The organism is Okeania sp. SIO2F5, from assembly GCF_010692685.1.
GTDB lineage: Bacteria > Cyanobacteriota > Cyanobacteriia > Cyanobacteriales > Microcoleaceae > Okeania > Okeania hirsuta.
In genome coordinates, this window is the sequence record NZ_JAAHGU010000084.1 from 1 (window position 1) to 24,346 (window position 24,346).

At 39.5% G+C, this 24,346-nt stretch carries 19 protein-coding genes; 7 read left to right on the top strand and 12 right to left on the bottom strand.

Going from position 1 to position 24,346, the window contains the following annotated elements:
- Positions 1–232: 232 nt before the first annotated feature.
- From F6K27_RS21850 to F6K27_RS21860, 3 genes are all read right to left on the bottom strand, one after another.
- The gene (locus tag F6K27_RS21850) at positions 233–1,405 is read right to left on the bottom strand and encodes an FAD-binding oxidoreductase (RefSeq protein ID WP_287275976.1); all 1,173 of its coding nucleotides are present in this window, start codon (positions 1,403–1,405) and stop codon (positions 233–235) included.
- Positions 1,406–2,262: 857 nt separating this feature from the next.
- Positions 2,263–2,709, bottom strand: coding sequence for a photosystem II protein PsbQ (psbQ, locus tag F6K27_RS21855; protein ID WP_287275978.1), 447 nt, complete (start codon positions 2,707–2,709; stop codon positions 2,263–2,265).
- Positions 2,710–3,100: 391 nt separating this feature from the next.
- Positions 3,101–3,895 (bottom strand): SDR family oxidoreductase, encoded by a 795-nt coding sequence (locus F6K27_RS21860; protein ID WP_287275979.1) that lies wholly within the window; start codon positions 3,893–3,895, stop codon positions 3,101–3,103.
- Positions 3,896–4,103: 208 nt separating this feature from the next.
- Here F6K27_RS21860 and F6K27_RS21865 point away from each other — a divergent pair, with 208 nt between their 5' ends.
- Entirely contained in the window at positions 4,104–4,622 is a 519-nt protein-coding gene (locus F6K27_RS21865) for a patatin-like phospholipase family protein (RefSeq protein ID WP_287300917.1), read from the top strand.
- 41 nt (positions 4,623–4,663) lie between these two features.
- Positions 4,664–5,071: a hypothetical protein gene (locus tag F6K27_RS21870; protein ID WP_287275982.1), complete on the top strand. Its 408-nt coding sequence runs from the start codon at positions 4,664–4,666 to the stop codon at positions 5,069–5,071.
- Positions 5,072–5,179: 108 nt separating this feature from the next.
- Here the strand turns inward: F6K27_RS21870 and F6K27_RS21875 are convergent, their stop codons facing one another.
- From F6K27_RS21875 to F6K27_RS21885, 3 genes are all read right to left on the bottom strand, one after another.
- On the bottom strand, positions 5,180–6,028 hold the full coding sequence (locus F6K27_RS21875) for an alpha/beta fold hydrolase (protein WP_287275983.1): 849 nt from the start codon (positions 6,026–6,028) through the stop codon (positions 5,180–5,182).
- Between the two features lie 372 nt (positions 6,029–6,400).
- Positions 6,401–7,726: a serine/threonine-protein kinase gene (locus F6K27_RS21880; protein ID WP_287275985.1), complete on the bottom strand. Its 1,326-nt coding sequence runs from the start codon at positions 7,724–7,726 to the stop codon at positions 6,401–6,403.
- A 282-nt stretch (positions 7,727–8,008) separates the two neighbouring features.
- The gene (locus F6K27_RS21885; protein WP_161564342.1) at positions 8,009–8,164 is read right to left on the bottom strand and encodes a hypothetical protein; all 156 of its coding nucleotides are present in this window, start codon (positions 8,162–8,164) and stop codon (positions 8,009–8,011) included.
- Between F6K27_RS21885 and F6K27_RS21890 the strand changes: the two genes are divergently transcribed.
- Positions 8,163–9,221 (top strand): dipeptide epimerase, encoded by a 1,059-nt coding sequence (locus F6K27_RS21890; RefSeq protein WP_287275987.1) that lies wholly within the window; start codon positions 8,163–8,165, stop codon positions 9,219–9,221. The two genes, F6K27_RS21885 and F6K27_RS21890, sit on opposite strands and share 2 nt — an antisense overlap.
- Positions 9,222–9,724: 503 nt before the next feature.
- Here the strand turns inward: F6K27_RS21890 and F6K27_RS21895 are convergent.
- Positions 9,725–12,298, bottom strand: a complete 2,574-nt coding sequence (locus F6K27_RS21895; RefSeq protein WP_287275989.1) for a S8 family serine peptidase — start codon at positions 12,296–12,298, stop codon at positions 9,725–9,727.
- Between the two features lie 745 nt (positions 12,299–13,043).
- On the opposite strand from F6K27_RS21895, the gene F6K27_RS21900 reads away from it, so the two are divergent.
- Positions 13,044–13,643, top strand: coding sequence for a sigma-70 family RNA polymerase sigma factor (locus F6K27_RS21900; protein ID WP_287275991.1), 600 nt, complete (start codon positions 13,044–13,046; stop codon positions 13,641–13,643).
- Positions 13,644–13,788: 145 nt separating this feature from the next.
- On the opposite strand, the gene F6K27_RS21905 is transcribed toward F6K27_RS21900, so the two are convergent.
- The 5 genes from F6K27_RS21905 to hisIE form a co-directional block, all read right to left on the bottom strand.
- Positions 13,789–13,947: a hypothetical protein gene (locus F6K27_RS21905; RefSeq protein WP_287275992.1), complete on the bottom strand. Its 159-nt coding sequence runs from the start codon at positions 13,945–13,947 to the stop codon at positions 13,789–13,791.
- Positions 13,948–14,994, bottom strand: a complete 1,047-nt coding sequence (locus F6K27_RS21910) for a M23 family metallopeptidase (RefSeq protein WP_287275994.1) — start codon at positions 14,992–14,994, stop codon at positions 13,948–13,950.
- A 434-nt stretch (positions 14,995–15,428) separates the two neighbouring features.
- A complete protein-coding gene (locus F6K27_RS21915; protein WP_287275995.1) occupies positions 15,429–16,898 on the bottom strand; it encodes an alpha-amylase family glycosyl hydrolase in 1,470 nt (489 codons plus the stop codon).
- A gap of 182 nt (positions 16,899–17,080) precedes the next feature.
- Positions 17,081–17,524 carry a lipocalin-like domain-containing protein gene (locus F6K27_RS21920; protein ID WP_287275997.1) on the bottom strand — a complete coding sequence of 148 codons (444 nt, stop codon included), beginning with the start codon at positions 17,522–17,524 and terminating at the stop codon, positions 17,081–17,083.
- A 457-nt stretch (positions 17,525–17,981) separates the two neighbouring features.
- Entirely contained in the window at positions 17,982–18,641 is a 660-nt protein-coding gene (gene hisIE, locus F6K27_RS21925; protein ID WP_287275999.1) for a bifunctional phosphoribosyl-AMP cyclohydrolase/phosphoribosyl-ATP diphosphatase HisIE, read from the bottom strand.
- Between the two features lie 277 nt (positions 18,642–18,918).
- Here hisIE and hemL point away from each other — a divergent pair, with 277 nt between their 5' ends.
- From hemL to F6K27_RS21940, 3 genes are all read left to right on the top strand, one after another.
- A complete protein-coding gene (hemL, locus tag F6K27_RS21930) occupies positions 18,919–20,217 on the top strand; it encodes a glutamate-1-semialdehyde 2,1-aminomutase (RefSeq protein ID WP_287276065.1) in 1,299 nt (432 codons plus the stop codon).
- 845 nt (positions 20,218–21,062) lie between these two features.
- Positions 21,063–22,241 carry a tetratricopeptide repeat protein gene (locus F6K27_RS21935; protein ID WP_287276001.1) on the top strand — a complete coding sequence of 393 codons (1,179 nt, stop codon included), beginning with the start codon at positions 21,063–21,065 and terminating at the stop codon, positions 22,239–22,241.
- 390 nt (positions 22,242–22,631) lie between these two features.
- Positions 22,632–24,005, top strand: a complete 1,374-nt coding sequence (locus F6K27_RS21940; RefSeq protein ID WP_287276002.1) for a cytochrome P450 — start codon at positions 22,632–22,634, stop codon at positions 24,003–24,005.
- Positions 24,006–24,346: the final 341 nt, after the last annotated feature.

A 24,346-nucleotide genomic window follows, 5' to 3' on the forward strand; every position in this document is an offset into this window, starting at 1 on the left:
CAGCAGTACCCTTAGCTAATTCTCCAATAACTTCCTGAGCAATAAATTTAACCGCTTCACTACCCCCCCAAGCAATTAACCATTCAATCATAATTATTTCATCTGTTATGTGTTAGTTCTTTTTTATTATAAAAAAATTAGGAAGAATTTATAGCAGTATAAATGAGGGGTAGTAGTCCAGTAGGGTGCGTTACGCTGACGCTAACACACCCTACTTCTTCTTCCTTCTTCCTTACTTTTTCACAATCATTTTCTCCACTGCTTCCGCAGTCGCAGGAGCTAATAACACCCCATTCCGATAGTGACCCGTTGCCAACAACACATTTTTAAACCCTTCCAAATAACCAACAGCAGGAGCTGGTTGACCCTCTGGACGAGGCCGCAAACCAGACCATTTTCTTAACACCGTTGCATCTGCCAAACTCGGGCAAAAACTAATAGCTCTTTCCATCACCGTATCCAACCTACTAGAGTCCGCTACCACCTCACCCGCATCATCAGGAAATTCTACCGTTGCTCCCACCCAATATTCATTTTCTCCCACTGGTACAATATTCACATCATCCCCAATTATCACTGGCTGAAAATCTAGATTTCCTAGAGGCGATCGCCCTTGCAGATGTAGAGCTTGACCCAACACAGGCACAAGAGTAAATTTATGGTCAAGATTTGATTTACGCTTCAGTTGTAGAGACATTAACTTACCATCTTTTATTCCTTGCAAACATGGCAAAGACCCCAACCCCGCCGCCACAACTAACCAATTTACATCCGCCAAAACAGGAGCTTTTTTAGCTGGGTCTAGACTTTTTGTCCGTATTTGCTGACAACGATATTCGTTATTTGGTAGCGCTATAGTATTATATTCCGCAACTGTTACTCCAAAATGAAAATTCACCCCATTTTGTTGAGCAGCTTCTACCAAAGCTAAAGTCAGATCCACCGGGTTAATTTGGAAATCTTGAGGAGAATAAATAGCTGCTGTAACTTCAGATGTCTCGATCTGAGGAGAGCGATCGCGCAATTGAGCAATATCCCACATTTCCAATGGTAAACCATCTGCTTGCCGAATATCTACCAATTTTTTCCACCTATCTAAATCATCCCCAGGCAAACACAACAACAAAATACCATCACGGTTATGAGAAATAGGGCGATTTATTTTTGCTTCCAACTCAGGAATTAAATTATGATAGCTCTGGACGCTCATGCGCCTCATTTTCCAAGGTCTGCCTTTAACTTTTTGGCTAATTACCCCCATCAACACCCCCAAAGCAGCGCCAGTGGAAGCTTGGGCAGGTGCTTGTTTGTCCAAGACCGTAATTTTTAACCCTTCAATTTTACTCAGTTGATAGGCGATCGATGCCCCAATAATTCCACATCCAATAATTACTATATGAGTCATGTTAGCGTTGCTGAATTAGTGTATTTACTTAGGAGTCAGGAGTCAGGAGTCAGGAGTCAGGAGGGAAGAAAGAAGAAGAAAGAGCAATAGAAGGAGAAAGTTTTTTGATTGCGATCTTATCTTGACATGATATCATACCTAAAATCACCAACGCCAAAAATTTATAATTTTTTCTTGAAAAAGAAAGAAGGAAGAAGTGAATGGGTAAAGTAGAAATTAAGATAGGGCGTGCAGTGCACACCCCATCAAGTAATATTGAAATTTATCAAAATAATTGGGTCGCGCCACCCCGCCTTTTAAGGCGAAATATTTTTGGAGCGAAGCTCAAATGCCCTACTTCCCCTCCTGGGAGGGGTTAGGGGTGGGTTAACTTCTGACTCCTGACTTCTGACTTCGTTAACATCGCTACACTTCTGGTTGGGTGTAGGGTTTTAACTAGCTATTAGCTTTTAGCATTTCCGTACCGGAATGCTCCGCAAACAGCGCTTCAGCTTTTAGGATCTCTGGTTTAAATCCCCGGTTTCTATAAACCGGAAGGTTTAGGAGAGGTTGAAATCTCCTTCTAAATATTTATTGCTGACTGCTAAATGCTGACTGCTGATTGCTTATTTAATTAGGGCTTGCTGATTAAATCTAAAAGCATTGACATATAAAGATTTTAGCCTTTTTTTGGCCTTTAAAAAGTACCTGATCACGTCTAAAACGCTCAAAAAGGAGCGTATTTTAGGCGCATAGTTGGGCAGAAAAATTCAGGGACAATTCTTACTCCTAACTTCCTCGCTCATTCCCATTTCTCCTGTCTCCTGTCTCCTGTCTCCTGTCTCCTACCCCAGCAAAAAGACTTTATTCAGTAAACCCTAATTACTTTTAGGTATCAAACTGAAGAAAGTGTCAAAATCTGCTATTGCTTTTGTATACTCATTAGTCGCTTGCAGTTTGTCATTTGCTGCTGCTGCAACATCAATTTCTTCTAAATCCTGAAATACTTCCTTTGCTGCATCCAACACAGGTGCTTTATCCTTTGGCAATAACAAACTTTGGGTCAAATAGTTAGTCTTGCTCCGCAAGTCTCCTAAAGGCCCATGAATAAATGTATCTACATTGACCCAATCTTCCTTTTGAATTAGGGTGTTTAGTTCATCCATGCGATCGCGCAAAGCGACAATTCCCGTTGTGTACTGTTCAATTTTTTGTAATTGAGCATCTGAGTAGGTTGGCGGTGGAGCAGGGGAGCCACAACTTGCCAAAAACGCTACTAACAGCGCCATCATCCATGCTACTATCGAGCGTTTATTTAACATCATCCTCTTTGAATTTATCTACTAAATTGAATATTCCATCTTAGATTAAAAATGGAAACGACAATTTTGGCAAGGGGAGTATATATACTTAGGGTTTGTGCTCAAAAGTCTTATGGGTAAGGGTAGGAGACAGTAGACAGGAGACAGGAGACAGGAAGAACGGGGAATGAGCGAGGAGGTAGGAGTAAGAATTGTCCCTCAATTTTTCTGTCCGAAGGTTTGCCTTTTATGCTAACTTTTCGAGGGTTTTAGACTACTCCCAGCGCACAACTTGGGAATTCAAGAAGGCTCAAACCTTTACTTGCCAATCCTTTGAGATTAGATCGGTAAGCCCTACTTATAAACAAAGGTAGAGGAAAGATTGTGCCTTCTGCCTTCTGCCTTCTGCCTTCGTTCATTTGTTTTGCTTAATACTTCCAAACACTTTTTCTACTACACCGACTAAAGTCTCTCGTGGGAAAAAACGAGAAAGATTAACAATTACCTGATTTAAAAAGCCTCCTGTCACAGCATTAGACTGATTTTTTTCTAAAGCTTGAAGAGCATCTTTTACTACTTCTTCTGTAGGGGTTAATTTTGACATGGAAGATCCGCCTACAGATTTAGGAAATTCAGCTCTTTGGAAAAATTCTGATTCTGTTGGTCCAGGGCAAAGTGCTAATATCTTCACCCCTGAATCTTGATTTTCTGCCCACAATGCCTCGCTAAAACTTAAAACAAATGCCTTTGTTGCACCATAAACTGACATATAAGGTAAAGGTTGAAAACCACCTATTGAGGAAACATTAATAATTGCCCCGGACTTATTTTGTTGCATTCCAGGTAAAAATAAATGTGTTAATTCTACTAAAGCAGTAATATTTAATTGAATCATATTAACCTGCTTTTCTAGAGGTCTCTCGGTAAAATTTCCATAGTCACCGAAACCAGCATTATTTACTAATAAATCTATAGTTAATCCTTTCTGAAAAACTGTCTCAAATACAGAATTTGTTGCTGCTGGTGCTGTTAAATCTTGGACTATTACATCAGCCTGAATTTGATATTGACTTTGTAATTCATTTGCTAATTTTTGTAGTTTATCTTCTGAACGAGCTACCAATACTAAGTTAGTTTTTCTACTTGCTAATTCTTTGGCAAAAATTTCACCAATTCCAGAAGAAGCACCTGTAATTAATGCAGTTTTCATTTTATTCGATCTGAGATTAGTTATGTAAAGTAAAGTTCTAAAATTACATTACATAATTAATCATAGTATAAAGGAATATAAATTTTATTAAATATTTACTAAATAGTGAAAATTCCAGCAGTTTTGGTAGATTAATAAAATAAATACCGGAGATTATATTATAACTTTTCGTATTCTATGCTTGGATGGTGGCGGTATTAGAGGTGTAATGCCAGCCCGTATTCTTGAGAAAATTGAGGAACAATTAGGTGGCCGTTTAAAAGACCACTTCGATCTAATTGCTGGTACTTCAACAGGGTCTATATTGGCTGTAGGAATTGCACTAGGGAAAAGCCCTAAAGAATTATTAGATCTATATTTAGAAAAAGGTTTGCAAATATTTCCCTATCAAAAGCTCTTTTCACCCAAACGATTGCCATTAATTTTTGAATACGGTCTTTCGGCCCCCAAATTTTCAGATGAAGGCTTAATTTCTGTACTTAAAGAGCAATTTGGAGAAGCCACATTTGCTGACCTGACGCCCAAATCCGATCAAGGTAAACCTCCGCTCAAAGTTTTAGTTCCTAGTTACGATACTCAAGATCGCAACCCAATTATTTTTAAGAGTTGGTTCCACGAGCGATGGTATGCTCAAGTTCCAGTTTGGGAGATTTGTGTCTCTTCTCTTCAGCTCCTACTTATTTTCCTGCTCATCGAATCGAAAAGAATGGGCAGGTTTACTCTTTAATTGATGGAGGGGTTTGTGCTAATAATCCAGTTTCTTGTGCTGTGGCAGAGGCTATCAGAATATTACGAGAACCTTCAGTGGAAGCAAAAGAATCTTTGGGAAGCGTAATCGATCAAATTAAAGTAATATCTATTGGTACTGGAGATCCTGCATCTCCTATTCCCTGGGAAAAAGTACGAGGATGGAGACTTGTACAATGGGGTTTGCGAATTGCAGATGTATTCATGGATGCACCACCTGATGTACATAGGTATGTTGCCGAACAAATTATAGGTGTGGGTAAAAATGACGATAAATCACGGTATATTCGTCTACAGTTACCCCTCAAAGACCCATTACTGGCAATGGATGATGCGAGGGAGACAAATTTACAAGCACTTTTGAAGGAAACAGATCGTTATCTCGATCAGGAAAAAGAGAGGTTAGAAAAATTCTTAGCTAACTGGTAACTGTTGTCGCTAACAAGTTAACAAGAATTATTCAAGGTACTAGGGTGGGTTTAATTAATATCAACCTTTAACCCACACCTATGCAATGAATAATTCCACACCGGGAAGCTAAAGTTCTTTCTTTCTCAAAAATAACAGTAGTTCATCTGTAATATCTCCAGACCAATGTTCTTGAGGATAATGTGCAGCTTCTGCTAATTTAACTAACTTTCCATTTTCACAAATATTAACTAAATTTTCAGCTTGACTAACATCTAACCAAGGGTCTTTTGTTCCCCAAACAATTAATGTAGGTTGTTGCCATCCTTTAAAGCCAGATTCAATTTCTGCCATTGACTTTTTTAACTCTAAATTTTGCACAATTGCTGATATGGATCTACCAGCAGCAGAACTTTTTAGATAAGGGCTACGATAGACATCTAAATCTTCATCAGCAACTACTAAACAACTACCTTTTTCTAAAGTTCTATCCACAAATAGAGGGTCTTGAACTAGCATATCACCAACTAAAGGTATGCCTAATTGTTTCATTTGCCAAGGTAATTTTGCTGTAGGAGAAAGTGGTGTATTTAAAATAGTTAAACGCTCAATCTTTTCTCGATTTTGTAAAGCATATTGTAAACCGACAGAGCCTAAAAATCCTTGAATAACTAGATAAAATCGTTCAATTTCTAGAGCGTCAATTAATTCTGCTAAAGCCTGAATAAAAGCTTGTGGTTTGTAGGAAAAATCTCGCTTATCTAACTTAGGGGATAAACCACAACCTATCCAGTCTGGAGCGATCGCTCGATAACCTGCTTCAGCTAATTCGGGCATCATAGCAGTCCAACTATGACTTTGAGCAGGAAATCCATGTAATAGTAAAATTGGCAGTTTATCTGTTTCCTCATCGGGTTTAGCTTCCCGATAAAACCATTCTAGAGAACCGACTTGTATATTTTTTTTCTCAATTGACATTTATTTTATTAATTTTTTGACTAGATTAACTTGGGGATTATATCATTTTATTGGAATAATTGATTGGGATAGGATTAAACTACTTTTTTTGTAGAAAAACTAACTACTTAGGGTTTGCTGAATAAAGTATGAGTCGTAGGGGTAGGAGACAGGAGACAGGAGACAGGAGACAGGAGAAATGGAAATTATAGAGGAGGTAGTCGTAAAAATTGTCGCTCGTGATTTTTCTGCCATAATCACCCCAAAATACTAGCTTTTTGCAGCTCTTTAGACCGAAAACAGGCGCACTTTTTTCGACCAAAAAAGGCTGAAAGCAGGATTTGGGATAATAGTATTGTCAGGCAATAATAATTAAAGGGTAATTTATCAAATCTATACTAATCTAATAATTTTTTTTCTGATTTTTCCAGTTTTTTTTGGAAATTTTAATTGTTCTATAAAATCGTTTATTTCAGTATCTAGCCATTTTTTTTCTCTGTTACTTAAATGTGAATAGGCAAGTATAATACCTTTTTTAAATTTGGCAGTGTCTTCTACTTTACCTTGTATTTTATGATTAAATGCCAAGTATTTACAGTGAATTAAAAACTCATATTCAAATATTTGAATATCAGCTTTAATGCTTGATTGTATCCATATATTCAAGAGCATAATCAAAGTATTCAACAAACAAATATAGGTAGGAAAGTCATTATATCCTCTATAAACAAATGTTAGTATGAGCAGGAAAAAATGAGCGAAGAATGATCGTACAAAAAACTTGATATAAACAGAACTACCTGATGGAATATTAATAATTAAGCTTCTAGATGTTTTTTTCAGAGTTACTTCACTGCCTTCAGGTTTTTGATGAGAGTATTGAACTGAAGAGGAAGCAGAATAAATCATTTCTGACTTATTACAAAGTACATCCAAAGCTGCTGTTGCCGACTGAAATCTATCTTCCCACATAGGTTCTAATATTACTTCTAACCAATCTCCAAATTCCGGTGAAATTTTCACACAAGAACTAATATCTATTTTCATTCTTTTTTGAGGTAATTCATCTGGGGAACGATGGGTTAATAAATACAATAAAGTTGCCCCCAAACTATATAAATCTGAAGCACAATAAGCTTTTCCTTGTAACTGTTCGGGCGACATATATCCAATAGTTCCTACAAAGGTTCCACTGAAAGACATTGTCTGACGATAAATATCTTTAACTGCCCCAAAATCTACTAAAAATACTTGACCATCAGGTTGTAAAATAATATTCTCTGGTTTAATATCCCGGTGAATTATTGGCGGATTTAATTGATGTAAATAACTGAGAATTTTTAAAATTTGAATCGCAATATTTTTAACTTGTATTTCTGTCGGATGCCAACCTTTTGTCACCCAATTTGCTAAAGAATTTCCAGATACTAACTCACGAATTAAATAAAAGCATCTATCTCTCTGTGTATCAATATAAAAATAATTCAAATATTTGGGAATTTGAGGATGATGCAAATTGGCAATAACTTTAGCTTCCCTCTCAAAAAGTTCTAATATTTTCCAGTCTTTTGCTTGTTGAAAAGAAACAGCTTTCAGTGCTACTCGCTGATAATTTGTCAGGTCTTCTGCTTCATAAGTAATTCCCATTCCTCCTTTTCCCAAAGTAGTAACAATGCGATATCGTTGAGCAATAATATCATTAGGTTGGTGTAGGGTCATTTCAGTTATCAGTTATCAGTTATCAGTTATTAGTATTTTCTACAGAAGCAGGAGACTTGATACCAGAAATTTTCGGTCATATTCACTATTTTATAGAAAAGTATTTATTCTATTTTACCTCAGACTAATTCACGTTAATCTAAAAAGAGAATTTTCTAGTTCAAAACTGGTATTGAAGCTATTCATTCTGACTGCTGACTCCTGAGTCCTAAAAAATATCCTAGCTATTTGTAGCAAAAATTTATCAAATTGGTATAAGGTGGCAGAGAATTATCATTTCCCTTATGGGTTTAATACCCCACCGTCAATGGGGGCGATCAAAATTGTTTGGGGGACGTAGACGCGGAGCGGCCCTTCGTTGACTATCCATAAGCAATTTTCCCTCCTGACTCCTGACTCCTGACTCCTGACTCCTTCTTCAATAAATTTATTAATCATGCAAATTCAGATTCAAACATTTACTGTCCATAAAAGATTTCCTTTAACTATTAGTCGAGGAACTACCGCCGAAAGTAACAACATTTTGGTAAAAATACAACAAGAAGGTATCGAAGGTTGGGGGGAAGCTTCACCTTTTTCTTTAGGGGAAAAACCACAAACTACAAAAATTTTACAGCAAACTTTAGAGCAAGTTGCTCCCAGTCTAGAAAAGTTTACTCCACTTGATCGACAACAAATAGAGCAAGTCTTAATAGAGTTGGAAATACCATCAGCAGCTAGAGCAGCTATTGATATGGCCTTACATGACTGGGTAGGTAAAAAAGTCGGGTTGCCTTTATGGCGACTTTGGGGGTTAGAACGCGATCATATTGTTCCCATCTCAGTTACTATTGGTATCAGCACCCCCGAAGCTGCCAAACAGAGGGTGCGGAACTGGCTAGAATTTATTCATGCGCGGGTGTTGAAAGTAAAATTAGGTAGTCCGGAAGGTATTGAAGCAGACCAAGCAATGTTGATGGCGGTCAAAAAAGAAGCGCCCGCAGATGCTTTGTTATATGTAGATGCTAATGGGGGTTGGAGTCTGGAGGATGCGGTAAAAATGTGCGACTGGTTAGCTACAGTTGGGGTTATTTATGTGGAACAACCATTAGCTGCTGTTTCAGCGATCGCCGATCTACCTCATCTTTACAGTCGATCGCCTTTACCTATTTTTGTAGATGAAAGTTGTTTTACTGCTAAGGATATTCCTATTTTAGCAGAAATGGTGCATGGCATCAATATTAAGTTGATGAAGTCTGGGGGGTTAACTGAGGCAATGCGGATGGTTTATGTAGCTAAAGCTTGTGGGTTGAAGGTAATGTTTGGTTGTTATTCTGACAGTTGCTTGGCAAATACAGCAGCAGTACAACTTGCTCCACTCGCTGATTATTTGGACTTGGATAGTCATCTCAATTTGATTGACGATCCGTTTATTGGTGCGGAGATGGAAAAAGGGCGGTTGTTGCCGAATGATTTACCTGGGTTGGGAGTTTGTCTGAATAGTGGAATGATTTAATCAGACTTATATAGCGCTACGCGCCAGGGAATAGGGAACAGGAAACAGCGAGCTGTAAAAGGTTTTTTCCTGCGGAAACGCTCCACTGTTTGATAGTAGGTATAGAAAAATAGCGATCGCTAATTTTGAGTCGGCGATCGCTTTATAGACGAATATTAATTATTTCTGGCCGATAAGAGGTTGAAACCCCTTGTAAAATCAAGGCAAAAATCTAGTTTTTGGAGATGTCTATTCTTCCAATTCTTCTAAGGGAGTGAAACAAAAGGACTGGGAGTAGGAGTTTGACAATCCTATTCCAGAACGGTCAGTAACCAAATTGAATACCGGCTCAAAGCCCCCTACAATAGTCCAGGGCTAACGCACTACACCTCCCCCCCATTCTCAATAAGCTTGATTTTTATTGAAGTATTATTCAGTTCCCGTCCGCAAGTCCCTTTCTAAATATAGCTTTCAACTAGCTTGTTACCCCGTGCTCTCGTGAGCTAAACTCCAGATTCCTCAATCTAATCTGGCAGAACGACTCCTCCGTATCCCTCAACCTCGGTCATGGGTAAATCAGCGGATTCTATGTTAAAAAATGCACCTCCTAATCCCTCCTGGTCATTTGAGTTCTCACTCTCGTTTGGAAAGAAAACTCCCCCATTCATTTCCAAATCACGATCGACTTTAGGGTCAGCTTTGGCACCATTCCCAGTTCCAATACCGCCACCCCCTTCGAGCGGGGCTTGAGAAAAATCAACCACATCGTTCAGGGTTTCTTGCCCGAAAATCCCCCCAAATGCCTCCTGCTCAAGCGGTGAATATGAAATCTCCCCACGTCCGAGACTGATATCAGCGAAATTAGCTGCATCATCTTCAGCATTAGTAATTTCAAAATCGATTAATCGCAATCCCTGTTTTGCTAGTTCTTGCCATTTGGCTCGGAGACTCTCAAACGTAACATTAGCCCAAAGATAATGGCTATCATTCCCCGGTAAGAACACACCCGAATAACGGATTGAATTACCTACTTGATGCATATTCAAATCAACCAATCGTAATCCTTGATTGCTCCACTCCCGCCATTTAGAGACAAAGCTAGACCAGGTTGTGTTCGCCCAAAGTCCATAACCACCACGACCTGGTAGAAACACACCTGAGTAGCGAGTTTGGTCTCCAACGCGATGAACGTGAATATCCACCAGTCTCAGTCCTTGACGGCTCAACTCTTGCCACTTGGCTTTGAAGCTATCCCAGGTCACATTAGCCCACAAACCATAAGCTCCAGAGCCAGGTAGAAACACACCAGAGTAGCGATTCTCGTTACCAACACGATGAACATGAATATCTACCAATCTCAGCCCCTGATTACTCCACTCTTGCCACTTGGCTCTGAAGCTATCCCAGGTCACATTAGCCCACAAACCATAAGCTCCAGAGCCTGGCCGAAATACACCTGAATAAAGGGTTTTACTCCCACGCCGTCTGACATGGATATCGTGAAGCCGCAACCCCTGAGCATTCCACTCTTGCCACTTATCCCGGAAACTCTGCCAAGAAGCATTTATCCACACAGCATAGCGTCCCGTGCCGGAGCGCCACACGCCAGCATAACCTCGTGGTCCTGTGTTCAACAGAGATTTATATGCGTTTATGCGTCCTTTTCCTAGCTTACCTGCGTAGGTAGGATTGAGACTGTCGATGTTATCGCAGTTATCCTCAATAGTCTTACGAACCTGGGCATTGGTCAGTGATGGGTTGACCGACCAGATCAGAGCTGCTAAACCAGCTACATGAGGTGCAGCCATTGAGGTCCCGTTTTTGTATCCGTAGTTCCCACCACCAATACTTGAACGGATATTGACACCAGGTGCTGACACATCTACATTGTTGCCGTAGTTGGAAAATGATGCTTTTTTGTCACGCTGATCGGTAGCCGCAACCGCAATGACCTGGGGGTAAACCCCTGGATATTGGGGTGTGACGTCTGTATTGTTGTTAGCATTGCCAGCAGCAAAGACAACGACCACATTCTTGTTAACTGCATTAACGATCGAGTTCCTCACCCCGGCATGGTTACCGCTCATCCTCCAACTACAGTTGATTACATAGCGACGATCTGGGTAAGCAGCAGCCTGGTTAGCAACATAGTTAATTGCATCAGCGCGGTTGGCGTTCATGCCGCTAGTCAGGTTTACACGTAGGGGCATAATCTGACACTCCGGTGCAACACCGATAACGCCGATGTTGTTATCAACTGCAGCCACAGTTCCTGCTACATGGGTTCCATGGGTGCTACTACCTTCATCTTCTGGTACTTTGTCATTGGCAGCAAAGTCCCAGTCCTCGACCCCTCGACGCAGAATATTGAATTTCAGATCGGGATGATCCAGGTCTGCCCCCGTGTCGATTACAGCAATGATGACCGAGGATTTGCCACGTGTGATATCCCACGCAGGGACAATGTTGATGTCAGCACCAGTGGTTCCAGTCCTACCATTCACTGTTTGGCCTGTATTCCGTAGTCCCCAAAGTGTATTAAAGTATGGATCGTTCGGTTCATACAGGCCATCATTAAGACCAAACTCACTGGGTTCAGCAAAGGCGACAGCACTATACGCAGACATCTGCCGGATTGCCGTAAAGAGAGCGACACCCTCTGGCACGGAGACGGTGTAATAACCCTCTGTGCGTTGCTTGTAGACAACTGTGCTGCCCACTTCCTCAATGATATTTTCAGCATCTCTTGCACTAACACCCTCGTTGAACTGCACCGTGTACTCATTGGGTAGGAAGTAGCGGGTCTGACCCTCACCATCAACCATGACAGGAATTGAGTTAGCAATCTGCGGATCTGCCACAAGTGCATCAGCCATCCTCTCTTGTTCATCCTTGGGAACCTGTAGCACGGCAAAACCCCGTTGAGTATTGATGCCGACTAATTTCCCGGAGGCATCAGCCGTTTCTAGATCGACCATTGATTTGTCGCCGGTCAAAGCCACTACTTCATCTGTCTTGGGTGTAAATTTGAGTTCCGTGCCACTTGATTTGTCGGTATAAAAGAAATCTGCCTCCTGTGAGTGCATACTTTTACTCATTTGAATAACTCCCTTTTTAATACATTAATGTGAAGGAACTGGTTATCAATCTGGAACAATACTGTTCTGGCAAGTAAGAACTTAGTGTCCATTTAACTAATTTTCTCAACTTGTTCGTTTTCCAGACTAGGTTGAGGCATTTAAGTGTTTCATGCTTCAACTCTCTTGTTACTATTAACGGTTTCCCCGCAGAAAATATTCCCAAATTTCTCAAAAATATTTTAATCACAAGGTCTAAATATAGTTCAAAATTTTGCTAGACAAAAGTTATAGCGTTTTTATCATCTGGGATATTAATGCCAATAGCATTTCTGTCTGATTCAATACTCAAGTATATGTATAGTGTGATCAATTTCTGGTTGTCCCAGATTTATAGTAAAGAATCTTGGACTGACAAGTCGAGGTCACTTGTTTATAACTCCCATCTCTGGGGCATTAATACCAATTGCGTTACTGTCTGATTCAACACTCAAATATATCTATAGTCTAATAAATTTCTAGTTATCCCCAGTTTTAGACTAAGGAAGTTAGGCTACGCTGAAATTTACTGCATAACTGTGACATTCCAGGAAATATTATCTCTTTTAGTTGAGGTATTAGTCTAAGTTCTGTTTCTGTTTGATTTTTTATAGTCGTCAATTATAACCGAAACTTCCTGAGACTAAGCATTTCACAAATAATTATCAATTTTCCTAAAACTATCAGGTAAGTGCCACACAAGTTTAAATATTAGGACCTGTATTTTATGCTTTCTCAGACATTTGTAAAGACTCAAAGTCAAATAATCTTCAAACGAGAAGTTGACTATTGGAATCAATTAATTAATAGTTCCGAACACAGAAATATTCTCGAAAAGATTGCCCGCAAACGTACTTATAATACGAGCATTGCTTGGGAAGATGCTCTACAGATAGCTTACTTGAAAATTGTAGAAGCAATTCAAGCAGGAAAATTTTCTGGTGACACAATTAAGGATTTTTATCGTTGGTCAGCCAAAGTAGCAAAAAATTCGATAATTGATTGCATTTACCAAGGGAAAAATCGATATTGCATTAGTTTAGACCGATATGTATCTGAGACAGATGTCCCTTTACTAGAAACACTATCTAGCCAATTAAATCTATGGGAAAATTTGGAAATAGAAGATTTAGCCATCAAAGCAGCTCAGATTGTCCAAAATCTCGACCGATGTTATCCACAACGAAAGTACCAGGAGCTTTGGTTAGGAAGAGTTCAGGGCAAAACTCAAACACAACTTGCTCAAGAAATGGGATTAACCCAAAGTACTATTTCTAAGCGCTGGAAAGAGCTAGAAAGTCGTTTACTTGAAGAGATGGGATTTTAACAATTAGTAGGACGTTGTCATTATTCCTATTATTAACCAAATTTTTAGGTGAATTTGTGTTAATTATATAAAATCTGGTTATACAGTAATCGCAAAATTACTTCGTTATTAATACAGACTTTCTATTGAATACGAATTTAAAAATTCATGCTATTCCAACCCTTTCTTTCTCAATGCTACTAACTCCTAACTCCTGACTCCTGACTCCTGTGAAATCATACATATATTCAGCAACTCCAAAAAACGTTCTATCTTCAGCCATTGCCAAATATTTCCCCATCTCCCCATCTCCCCATCTCCCCATCTAATCTAGTTGCACCTCTTTTCTAACATCTATTAATACCTTATTGCCTCGAGTCAAACTATACTGACTCTTCCATTTACCCAGAGCAAGTGGACGCTGAGAATTATTACGTTTTCCTGCATATCCTACCCATGTTTTATTGGCAGATTTAATTTCTGTTTTATTGTCTATAACCTGCTCGCCGTTCGGAGCGAATAATTGATAATGCTCCATATCTCCAGGCAAAACACCGTATATTTGTACCCAAAATATTAATGCTCCAATATCTCCAGGTAAAACTGTGTCATAAAATTTGCCTTTCCATAAATCATCCATAGTAGGCGCCTCCCCAGGAAACCCAGTCCGAATAATACCAGTTGGTTTATAACTCAACGGTTTTTGCCAAATTGGGTTACGAGGAGTATTGCAACCACTCTCAGCATTAACTCCCACAAATGGGTCTACAATTTTTCCCTGATATCTAATACTCAAATGTACATGAGGAAAAGAAGCTAAACCAGATTCTCCTACCATTCCTAATTGAGTACCTGCTTCCACAACTTTTCCTGGTTTAACGGTAACACTACTATTGCGCAGATGGCAAGACTGAGTTTCCCAACCATTACCATGATCTATTACGACTCCGTTACCGCATTCAATACCATCAACTGCATCTTTATCTGCCTGATTTTTTACCCGTTTGTCAGGTATTCCATCTCGCACTCTTAATACTTTACCTGGAGCTACTGCTTCTACAGGTACACCTCTGGCCATTGTTTTTTCATCCGGTATAGCAAAGTCTGTTCCTTTATGACCGTCATAGGTTTGTCGGCCACAGCCAAAGTCTACTGCTTTTGGACTGGGGTCGCGATCGCTGTATAATAAAATAAAGCAGTCTGTGTCTAAGTTACATTTTACGGGTAGACCAAATTTGGAGTTTGGTACTTGAGCAATAGAGTTGTCAATAACAGAATTTTCAAATAGTACAGTGTTGGCGTTAGCATTATAGCTGGCTAATATTATGATTAATATTGTGAGGAAAGTGTAAAAATTTTTTTTCAGTTTCATAAGTTTTTTATCCTCTAAAGTTCATCTAAACGTTGGCTGGAGACCCGCGCTCTCCTGAAGGGAAGCGTCGTCCGCGAAAACCAATCAATGTTGCGGTTCTTAAAATAATATGCTATGCTCAAAAAATAAGGCTGCTGGGCTAGCAGTGTCAGTCTGTGGAGCGACCGTAAGATCGAAAAGAGGTTCGGCCTTGGAGGCAGGTGCTATGAAGCAGAAAGACCCTATCAGCGATGTTAGGGAATCCCGCGTTGTCGCGTAAGTGCAACCTCAGGAGGATGTCAACAGTTTAACAATAGACAACTCTAGAAAGTAGGAAGTCGGGAGTAGGAGGAAAGAATTAATAATTCTCTTGTGCCTCCTACCCTCTACCTTTCCCAATCAATTATCAATTATTTCTCCCTGTTGCCTTTTGCCTGTTGCCTGTTGCCTCTCTCCTAACTAATAACATCAAAAATATGATAACCCCATGCAGGTAAATCCAAATATAAACCTCGTGAAACCAAATTATCTCCCAAACGGTCGTAACTAATATCACTCATTAAATCTTGTAGTCGATATGTTTCACCCCTGAGACTCTCAAATGGCAACTGAACATAACATTGCCCTCGATCAGAAGCATAGTTAACAATTATCAACAACAGTCGCTCATCTTTTCCTTCCCAACTGAAAGCAATAAAATTATTCCATGTGAAATTTCCTTCCCATGCAGCAACACATTCAAGTAATTGCCAATTTCCCTCATGAAAAATATCCAGAGCTAAAGAATCTAATAATTGATGGTAAAATCTCTCTATGTGTGGAACAGTAGCTTCTTCAGGAGCATAACATAAGTGCATCGAAATTTTTTTAGACCAACCTTGTAACTGACCTTGATGGAAAAAACGTAAACCAGGGGTAAAATAAGTCAAAATGGCAGCAGCTTCATGAACTCTTAGTGGAAAATCTGCATTTGCCCTGGGTTCATCGTGATTTTCCATAAACCGTGCTAACTTACTTTGAAAATCAAGACCAGCATAAAGATTTTCTCTGACTGGAACTGCCTGCTGTTGATGGAGGCGATCGTATAAGCGTTTGTCATAAGTGTAATTAAATCCTAACTGTTGCAATTTCCACTCCAAATTCCAATATACTTCTGCCATAAAGATAAAATCTGGATATTGCTGTTTAACTTGGGAAATTGCATCAGACCAAAACGGTTGTATTGGAATACCCCAAGTCTGCTCAAAAATGTCTGGCAATATTAGCATTGCCATATCGCAGCGAACGCCATCGGATAAATGAGCAACATTGAATAACTCTGCTAACATATCCTCCTGTAATTTGGGGTTGCCGTAGTTCAGTTGCAAAGTATCAGACCAACCTGGAAAATAGGGGTCTCTTCCATGAGCCAATATTTGGCTACCTGTTGGCAATTCTATTCGTATATAGTTTTGGGGTTCTCGTTCAAGATCGGCCTGGGTTCCCTGAACATAAAAGTCAGGATTTGTTTGTACCCAAGGATGGTCGGGGGCGGTATGGTTGGGGACAAAATCAAGCATGAGTTTTAGTCCCCTTTGATGGAGGCGATCGCGCAGTCGTAACATAGCTGCATTGTCACCTAGGTTTTCATGGACGTGATCACCAGTTACTGCAAAACAAGACCCGCAAATATAATCTTCTTGGAACTCATCACCAAAAAGTTCTATAGCTTCCTTTCGTACATCAGGATTTGCACGAGAGATATCTCGCGCCATTATTCCTGTCTGCCAAACTCCTAAAAAGTACACCCAGTCAAATCCCAAGTTTACTATTTTGTCCAATTCTGCATCGGGAATATCATCTAAGGTGGCGCGACGACCAAACTCTTGGGACAATCTGTTGAGCCAAACACGGGTGTTTATTTGATATAGGGAAGGATTAATCATATCAGTTAAGAAAGAAAGTTGCTCTTATATAGTATCCGGATAATTAGGGCTTGCTGATTAATTCTAAAAGCATTGACATATAAATACTTTAGCCTTTTTTTGTCTACGTTCATTCCACTTCTATAGTGATCGCTTGTTTTTCATCATCTTTGTCCAGAAGGTTATTGATACTGTATCTAATATCAATTTAGTATTGTTTTAATACAAGGTTCCCATATCAGATATCCAGTCAACCGTTTGTCACTCACCTTAAAGGAAGGTGTAGTTAATAATAAATAATTTTCTGTAAATTCAAAGAAACGTTCTTGGTTTGTACCAACCCAATTAGGAAATAAAGAGGCTTTAACATGATGAATTACTTTTTTATCCTTAATTTCATAGCTACCACAATAGGAGATATATGTTTCCATAGCGTTAGCTTTCTCCTGTGTACTTCCTCCCAAAAAATCTGCAGAGGAAAACTTGAGACGCCTTGCAGCCATAATTACCGTTGACATATATCCATCTTCTGTATACATTAGATATCCGATTGTATCTTTACCGTATGGGTAGCTTACTTTACCATTTACATCTTTGAGTTCAAAAGATACCAGTCGCCAAGTTCCAACAAATCGATTTTGTACCACTTTAGTTCCTGATTTTGTTTTGCAGAAATTAATAGAAAAGAGGGAGTAGGAAGTAGGGAATAGGGGGAAATTTAGAAATCTCTGCTCTACCTGAAACTATTATAAAAAGGTTGTTAAACCTTAATTTTCGGAGAGGTTTATTGATGATTTCCGTACAATAATTATAGTAGTTTTCATTAACATAGAATACAAATATTTTCGCTTAAAGGCAGAATGCAGAGGGCAGAAGTTTTGTATAATACCCTTTATCAAAACCCCTATAGTTTTATGATTTTTTGGTTATTCTACTCGCTAAGACGTGAGAATATTATTTTCTTCCCACACTCTCCACATTTCCTATACCATTAGGAAGCACTACCATCTATTTTTTATTATTTTCGATATCCCCACCCTTCCTACACTTCCCAACCTCCCCAAACTCCCCAAACTCTGCTTTTTTCTCCAAATCCTACTTAAACTATTTATTTTTTGGTCTGCGTTCATCCAACTTCCGATATACATCTCGCAATTCAACTTTGTGCTGGGCTAGAGCAACCAAAGTATGGTAAAATAAATCTGCCACCTCCGAAGCGATCGCCTCTTTCTCATCATCCTTACACGCCATGACTACCTCCGCTGACTCTTCCCCAATTTTCTTGAGAATCTTATTATCTCCCCCGGCAAATAATTTACAAGTATAAGAACCCTCCTGGGGATGGTCGCGGCGATCGCAAATCACATCAAAAAGCTGAGATAACATATTCGCAGGAGGCTTAACAACCTCCTCATTGACCAGATGAAAACAACTCCTCTCTCCCTTATGGCAGGCAATATCTCCGACCTGTTCCACTCCTACTAACAAAGTATCGCTGTCACAGTCGTAGCGTATCCACTGAATATTCTGAAAATGACCAGAAGTTGCCCCTTTATGCCAAAACTGCTGACGAGAACGACTCCAAAACCAAGTTTGCCCTGTTTCTAGAGTTTTTTGCAATGCTCCCTGATTCATCCAGGCCATCATTAACACTGTACCATCTAAATAATCTTGAACAATAGCAGGCACAAGTCCTTGTTCATTGTAACGAACCTGCTCCACTGGAATCGATTGACTTAAAGCTACTGGTTCGGAGGTAGACATAATTTGCCAAAAAAATCTATTTGTATACTCGAAGTCTAGGATATCTTCTGAATATTTTCTGAATATTTAATTTTAAGTTTTAATTTATTTTTTTATCGCTTATATCATACCATCAATAAATTGTCAAAAAAAGCTTCATAATTCTCCAAGATTAACTATAAATATGCCCCTAGGGCAATGATACAATTACCTAAATATACATAAGGTTTATTTTAATTTGGTGATAACATAAAATCCCCCGTAGGGATTGAAACAAACACAAATGAAGGAGATTAACTTGGTAGTTACTACACTCAACACAACTAAATCTGAAGAAATTTTTGCAGCAGCCCAAAAACTCATGCCTGGGGGAGTAAGTTCCCCGGTCAGAGCATTTAAGTCTGTTGGTGGCCAACCAATTGTATTCGATCGAGTCAAGGGAGCATATATCTGGGATGTTGATGGCAATCAATATATTGACTATGTTGGTACTTGGGGACCTGCTATCTGTGGTCATGCTCACCCAGATGTATTAAATTCCCTCAAAGAAGTTCTGGAAAAAGGCACCAGCTTTGGCGCACCCTGTGCTTTAGAAAATATCTTGGCTGAAATGGTTATTGATGCTGTACCTAGCATCGAAATGGTCCGCTTTGTCAATTCTGGTACAGAAGCTTGTATGGCCGTACTGCGTTTAATGAGAGCTTTTACAGGTAGAGACAAAGTCATCAAATTTGAAGGTTGTTATCATGGCCACGCTGATATGTTCCTCGTTAAAGCTGGTTCTGGTGTGGCAACTCTGGGTCTGCCAGACTCTCCTGGAGTCCCTAAGTCTGTTACTAGCAATACCCTAACTGCTCTCTACAACGACTTAGAAGCAGTTAAGCAACTTTTTGCCGACAACCCTGACCAAATTTCTGGTGTTATCCTCGAACCAGTAGTTGGTAACTCTGGATTTATTACCCCAGATGCAGGTTTCTTAGAAGGGTTACGGATGATTACTCAAGACAATGATGCTTTACTGGTGTTTGACGAAGTTATGACTGGGTTTCGTATTGCTTATGGTGGTGCTCAGGAAAAATTTGATGTTACTCCAGACCTAACAACTTTAGGCAAAATTATTGGTGGTGGTTTGCCTGTAGGAGCTTATGGTGGTCGCGAGGATATTATGTCAATGGTAGCCCCAGCAGGCCCAATGTATCAAGCGGGTACTCTGTCTGGTAATCCTCTAGCTATGACTGCTGGTATTAAGACTCTGGAGTTACTAAAGGAACCAGGTACTTATGAACAGTTAGATAAAATTACTAAAAGACTTGCTGATGGCTTATTAGCGGTTGGTAAAGAAACTGGTAATCCTATTTGTGGTGGGTATATTAGCGCAATGTTTGGTATCTTTTTCAATAAAGGCCCAGTTCACGATTATGATGATGCCAAAAAGTCTGATTTGAGCAAGTTTAGCAAGTTCCACCGTGGAATGTTGGAGCGAGGAATTTATCTAGCACCTTCTCAATTTGAAGCAGGTTTTACTTCTTTAGCTCACACAGAGGAAGATATTGACAAAACTTTAGCTGCAGCAAAAGAAGTTATGTCTAGTCTTTGACATACTTCCGACGTTGCGCTTGAGTGACAACGCGGGATTCTTCAACCCGTAAAGGAGGTGCAGTTTATACAGAGGAGATGTCCTCCCCCTGTGTCCCTCAGTATACTATGTTCTGGCTCTCCCATAAGGCGCTGAATCGAATATTACAGCGCGGGACTTCCCGCTAGGAAAGTATAGCGCTACGCGCAAGTTAGAAGTCAAAAGTCAAAAGTCAAAAGTCAAAAGTCAAAAGTCATCTCTGACGCTAGTTTTTCCTAGGTCAATGCTTCCCTACGGGATGCTACGCAAACGCAAATAGGGTTTAGTAGTTTCCTAACCTAAATCCGTAGTGCCATAAAAGTTTTAAAATGGGTAATTGATGACTTTATAAGTTGATCATTACCCATTAGATATCTCCACCAAAAGAGGGAGTAGGCAGTAGGGGGAAAGAATTGATATATATATTGTGATAATTGATTTGATTTTTTATGATCGGAGATGTCTATTACTCATAGATTATTTTTTGGGAGATGAAGGCTCGAATAGTTGGCATAAAAGTCATAGAAAATGAAGAAAGTTATGCTAGTAAAACATCTAAAATTGACTGGGAAAAGCCTTGTCAGAATGATACTTATTTAGGTAACGATTTTCTACAGTGTTTTAAACTACTTCTTATATTTAATATTATGTCCGGATAATTAGTGATCAAAAAAAACTTTCTCCTTTTCCTCCTTTCTTTTCTTACTTCTTCCTTCTTTCTTCCCTCCTGACTCGGTCCTTCCCCTCCTGGGAGGGGCGAGGGGTGGGTTGACTCCTGAGGACTCCGTCATTTATTTATAACTATTCAACCGGACATGATATAACAAATGCTTCATAGAATTTGGCAATGGCTCAAAAATTTATGGACAAAACTTTTGGGGTTATTTTCTCAGTCTCGTCTAGATGTATCTGAGAACACTCAACCAATTTCTGAATCTTTGCCCACATTGACAGATACAGATTATGATTTTTTGTTTAGTCAACTATTGGAGGGTGTTGCCCAGGGTTGGCAGTCTGAGCGCGTGCAGAAATTTTTTGATGAATTAGGAGAAAGGGGCAAACCTGAACTTTGGCAGGAATGGTTGCAACGGTTTGGAGAAAGGTTATTAGTCTCCCCTAAACCTAATGATGAGTTAGCTCAGAGAATGTTAGGGTTTGCTGAATTGACGCGATCGCTACCCTCTTTACAATCTTTGGGAGCAATGGCTAATAATATTGGTACTCAACTTTTAAGTAGGGATGATAGTGGGGCGGTCTGGGAGTATGATGGACCTGATGTTGGTGTTTCTCCACGTCCACAAACATTCGTGGGTGAAGAAAAAGATGATGATACCATGTCAGAATTAGTAGTTAAACTTCAGGAAAATCCTAATTTATTAGCAACAGTTGCACAACAGTTAGAGGTACAAACGAGTGACCCTAGAGTAGTTATTCAGGCAATGGTTAGTCAGCTTGGGGTAGGAGTGGAAAATCAAGCACAGTCTGCTGAGAGTAATGCTGAAATATGGGCGAAGTTGGGTTTAGAGCAAGCTAAAGCAGGAGATTTACTTGGAGCAGTTGATAGTTGGGAAAGCGCTCTGACTCTAAAGTCAGATTACCATCAAGTTTGGTACAACAGAGGGAAAGCTTTAGTACAACTAGAAAGGTGGGAAGAAGCGATCGCTAGCCATGATAAAGCAATAGAAATTAAGTCTGATGATTATTTGGCTTGGAATAACCGTGCTGAAGCACTGGGAAAGTTAGGAAGGTGGCAAGAGGCGATCGCTAGTTGTGACAAGGCTCTAAAAATTAAGGTAGATTATTATTTGGCTTGGTATAATAAAGCCAGTTTTCTAGTTAACTTAGGAAGTTTAACAGAAGCTATTGGTTGTTATAACAAGGCTTTAGAAATTAAACCTAATTTTGACAATGGTTGGTATGAGCGGGGGAATGTTTTGAGAGATTTAGGTTTAATGGAAGAAGCTAATAAAAGTTGGGAGCGCGCTAGGGAAATAAAGTCTAATTGACTACTTTAGAGACTAAAGTCATAGAAATTCTGAGCTAATAGACATCTGGTAAAAATTAAAAATCAAATCAATTATCGTACAGAAATTATCAATTATTTCCCCCTCCATACCTATTCCCTATTCCCTCTTTTCTGGAGATGTCTAATAGACATCTGGTGAAAAAGATATAGACTTTTTGCGCATAGTAGGCAACAGGCAACAGGGAAGATATTTTTAGGAAAAAGGTACGAAAAATGATTTAGGGAAGTGAATTTTACAACTCTAGCTTATATTAAACAAAGGGCAAGTTTATTTTCTGGAGATATCTAATAGTCTTAAATAGGATAAATCTTTATTTTTTTATTTCTTTTAAAATGGTTAGGGAAAAGATAACTAGATAGAAATATGACTATGACACAACTGCTAGGTCCAAAAGCTCCAGCTTTGATTCAACTCCTCCATTGGGTAGCCAAACCCTTGACATTTATGGAAAAATGTGCTAAGGAATATGGAGACGCATTTCAAGTAAAATTGAATTATCCAATGGTATTTATCAGTCATCCGAAGGCCATTGAAGAGATTCTCAAGACTAATCCCAAACAGTTTGATTCTGGTATGGGAAATTTGTTTTTGCTACCACTATTGGGAGATAGCTCCCTAGCTTTGCTTGATGGTACTCTCCACCAACGTCAACGTCAACTATTAATGCCACCCTTTCATGGGGAACGAATGCAAGCTTATGGTGAGTTAATTTGCGCGATCGCTGAAAAAGTAGCTAGTAAGTGGGTAGTAGGGCAGCCATTTTCTATGAGAGAATCAACTCAAGAGATATCTTTAAAGGTGATATTACAGGCGGTCTTCGGTTTAGAGGAAGGACAGAGGTATGATAAATTAGAGCAACTTTTGACTTTAGCTCTAGAATCACTAGCTTCTCCCTCGAAAGCAAGTATGCTATTTTTCAAGTTTCTCCAAGTTGATTTGGGTAAATGGAGTCCGTGGGGTAAATTTCTCAGACAACGGCAAGAAGTTGATGAGTTGCTATATGCAGAAATTGCCGAACGTCGTCAACAACTAGACTCTGAACGCTCTGATATCCTAACAATGTTGCTATTAGCTAGGGATGAAGCAGGGGAACCTATGAGCGATCGTGAATTGCGGGATGAGTTAATGACACTACTATTTGCCGGACATGAAACTACTGCCACAGCATTAGCATGGGCGTTTTACTGGATTCACCGCCAACCAGAAATTTATAACAAGCTATTGTCAGAATTGGAAGACCTTGGAGATAACCCAGACCCAATGGCAGTTATCAAGCTGCCTTATCTGAATGCAGTTTGTTCTGAAACCCTGCGCATCTACCCAGTAGCAATAACTGCATTTTCACGAATAGCTAAATCACCAATCACAATTATGGGTCAAACATATCCAGAGGGTACTGCTCTATCTCCCTGTATTTATTTAACTCATCACCGGGAAGATTTGTATCCCGAACCGGAAAAATTTAAACCAGAACGATTTTTGGAAAGGCAATATTCTGCTTATGAATTTTTGCCTTTTGGCGGTAGTAGTCGTCGTTGTATTGGAGCAGCATTTGCTATGTTTGAAATGAAACTGGTATTAGCAACTATTCTCAAACGTTATAGTTTAGCTTTGGCGGAGAAAAAAACAGTCAAAGCAGTACGTCGCGGTGTAACTTTAGCTCCTGCTGGTGGAGTAAAAATGGTAATGACTAGGAAGTGTATGTCACAAACACAACAATCTCCCTCGGTTGCGGCTGTTTGAAGAAGGCAGAAGGCAGAAGGCAGAAGGCAGAAGGCAGAAGGAAAAATGGCTTATGGATAGTCTCCAGCACGCTACTTTGCCTCCTATCACCCGAACCAATTTTAAGCAACATTCATGGGCGTTGCATAAAATGCGGGATGATTTTAATAGTTTTGTGGAATGGGCATCTTGCCCGTTCCTGATATTTTCCTCTACAGGATTTCAGTTGTGACGATGTGGTTCATGCATTTGAAAAGCACTGTACAGTAAAATCACTCTTACAATTTTTCCGACTACCTCCTAATTAATTCCTATTTCTCCTGTCTCCTGTCTCCTGTCTCCTGTCTCCTACCCCTACTAAA

Coding starts and splice junctions, on each gene's coding strand:
- F6K27_RS21850 (WP_287275976.1), bottom strand. CDS start 1,405: ATGACTCATATAGTAATTATTGGATGTGGAATTATTGGGGCATCGATC.
- psbQ (WP_287275978.1), bottom strand. CDS start 2,709: ATGATGTTAAATAAACGCTCGATAGTAGCATGGATGATGGCGCTGTTA.
- F6K27_RS21860 (WP_287275979.1), bottom strand. CDS start 3,895: ATGAAAACTGCATTAATTACAGGTGCTTCTTCTGGAATTGGTGAAATT.
- F6K27_RS21865 (WP_287300917.1), top strand. CDS start 4,104: ATGCCAGCCCGTATTCTTGAGAAAATTGAGGAACAATTAGGTGGCCGT.
- F6K27_RS21875 (WP_287275983.1), bottom strand. CDS start 6,028: ATGTCAATTGAGAAAAAAAATATACAAGTCGGTTCTCTAGAATGGTTT.
- F6K27_RS21880 (WP_287275985.1), bottom strand. CDS start 7,726: ATGACCCTACACCAACCTAATGATATTATTGCTCAACGATATCGCATT.
- F6K27_RS21890 (WP_287275987.1), top strand. CDS start 8,163: ATGCAAATTCAGATTCAAACATTTACTGTCCATAAAAGATTTCCTTTA.
- F6K27_RS21885 (WP_161564342.1), bottom strand. CDS start 8,164: ATGATTAATAAATTTATTGAAGAAGGAGTCAGGAGTCAGGAGTCAGGA.
- F6K27_RS21895 (WP_287275989.1), bottom strand. CDS start 12,298: ATGAGTAAAAGTATGCACTCACAGGAGGCAGATTTCTTTTATACCGAC.
- F6K27_RS21900 (WP_287275991.1), top strand. CDS start 13,044: ATGCTTTCTCAGACATTTGTAAAGACTCAAAGTCAAATAATCTTCAAA.
- F6K27_RS21905 (WP_287275992.1), bottom strand. CDS start 13,947: ATGGGGAGATGGGGAGATGGGGAGATGGGGAAATATTTGGCAATGGCT.
- F6K27_RS21910 (WP_287275994.1), bottom strand. CDS start 14,994: ATGAAACTGAAAAAAAATTTTTACACTTTCCTCACAATATTAATCATA.
- F6K27_RS21915 (WP_287275995.1), bottom strand. CDS start 16,898: ATGATTAATCCTTCCCTATATCAAATAAACACCCGTGTTTGGCTCAAC.
- hisIE (WP_287275999.1), bottom strand. CDS start 18,641: ATGTCTACCTCCGAACCAGTAGCTTTAAGTCAATCGATTCCAGTGGAG.
- F6K27_RS21935 (WP_287276001.1), top strand. CDS start 21,063: ATGCTTCATAGAATTTGGCAATGGCTCAAAAATTTATGGACAAAACTT.
- F6K27_RS21940 (WP_287276002.1), top strand. CDS start 22,632: ATGACACAACTGCTAGGTCCAAAAGCTCCAGCTTTGATTCAACTCCTC.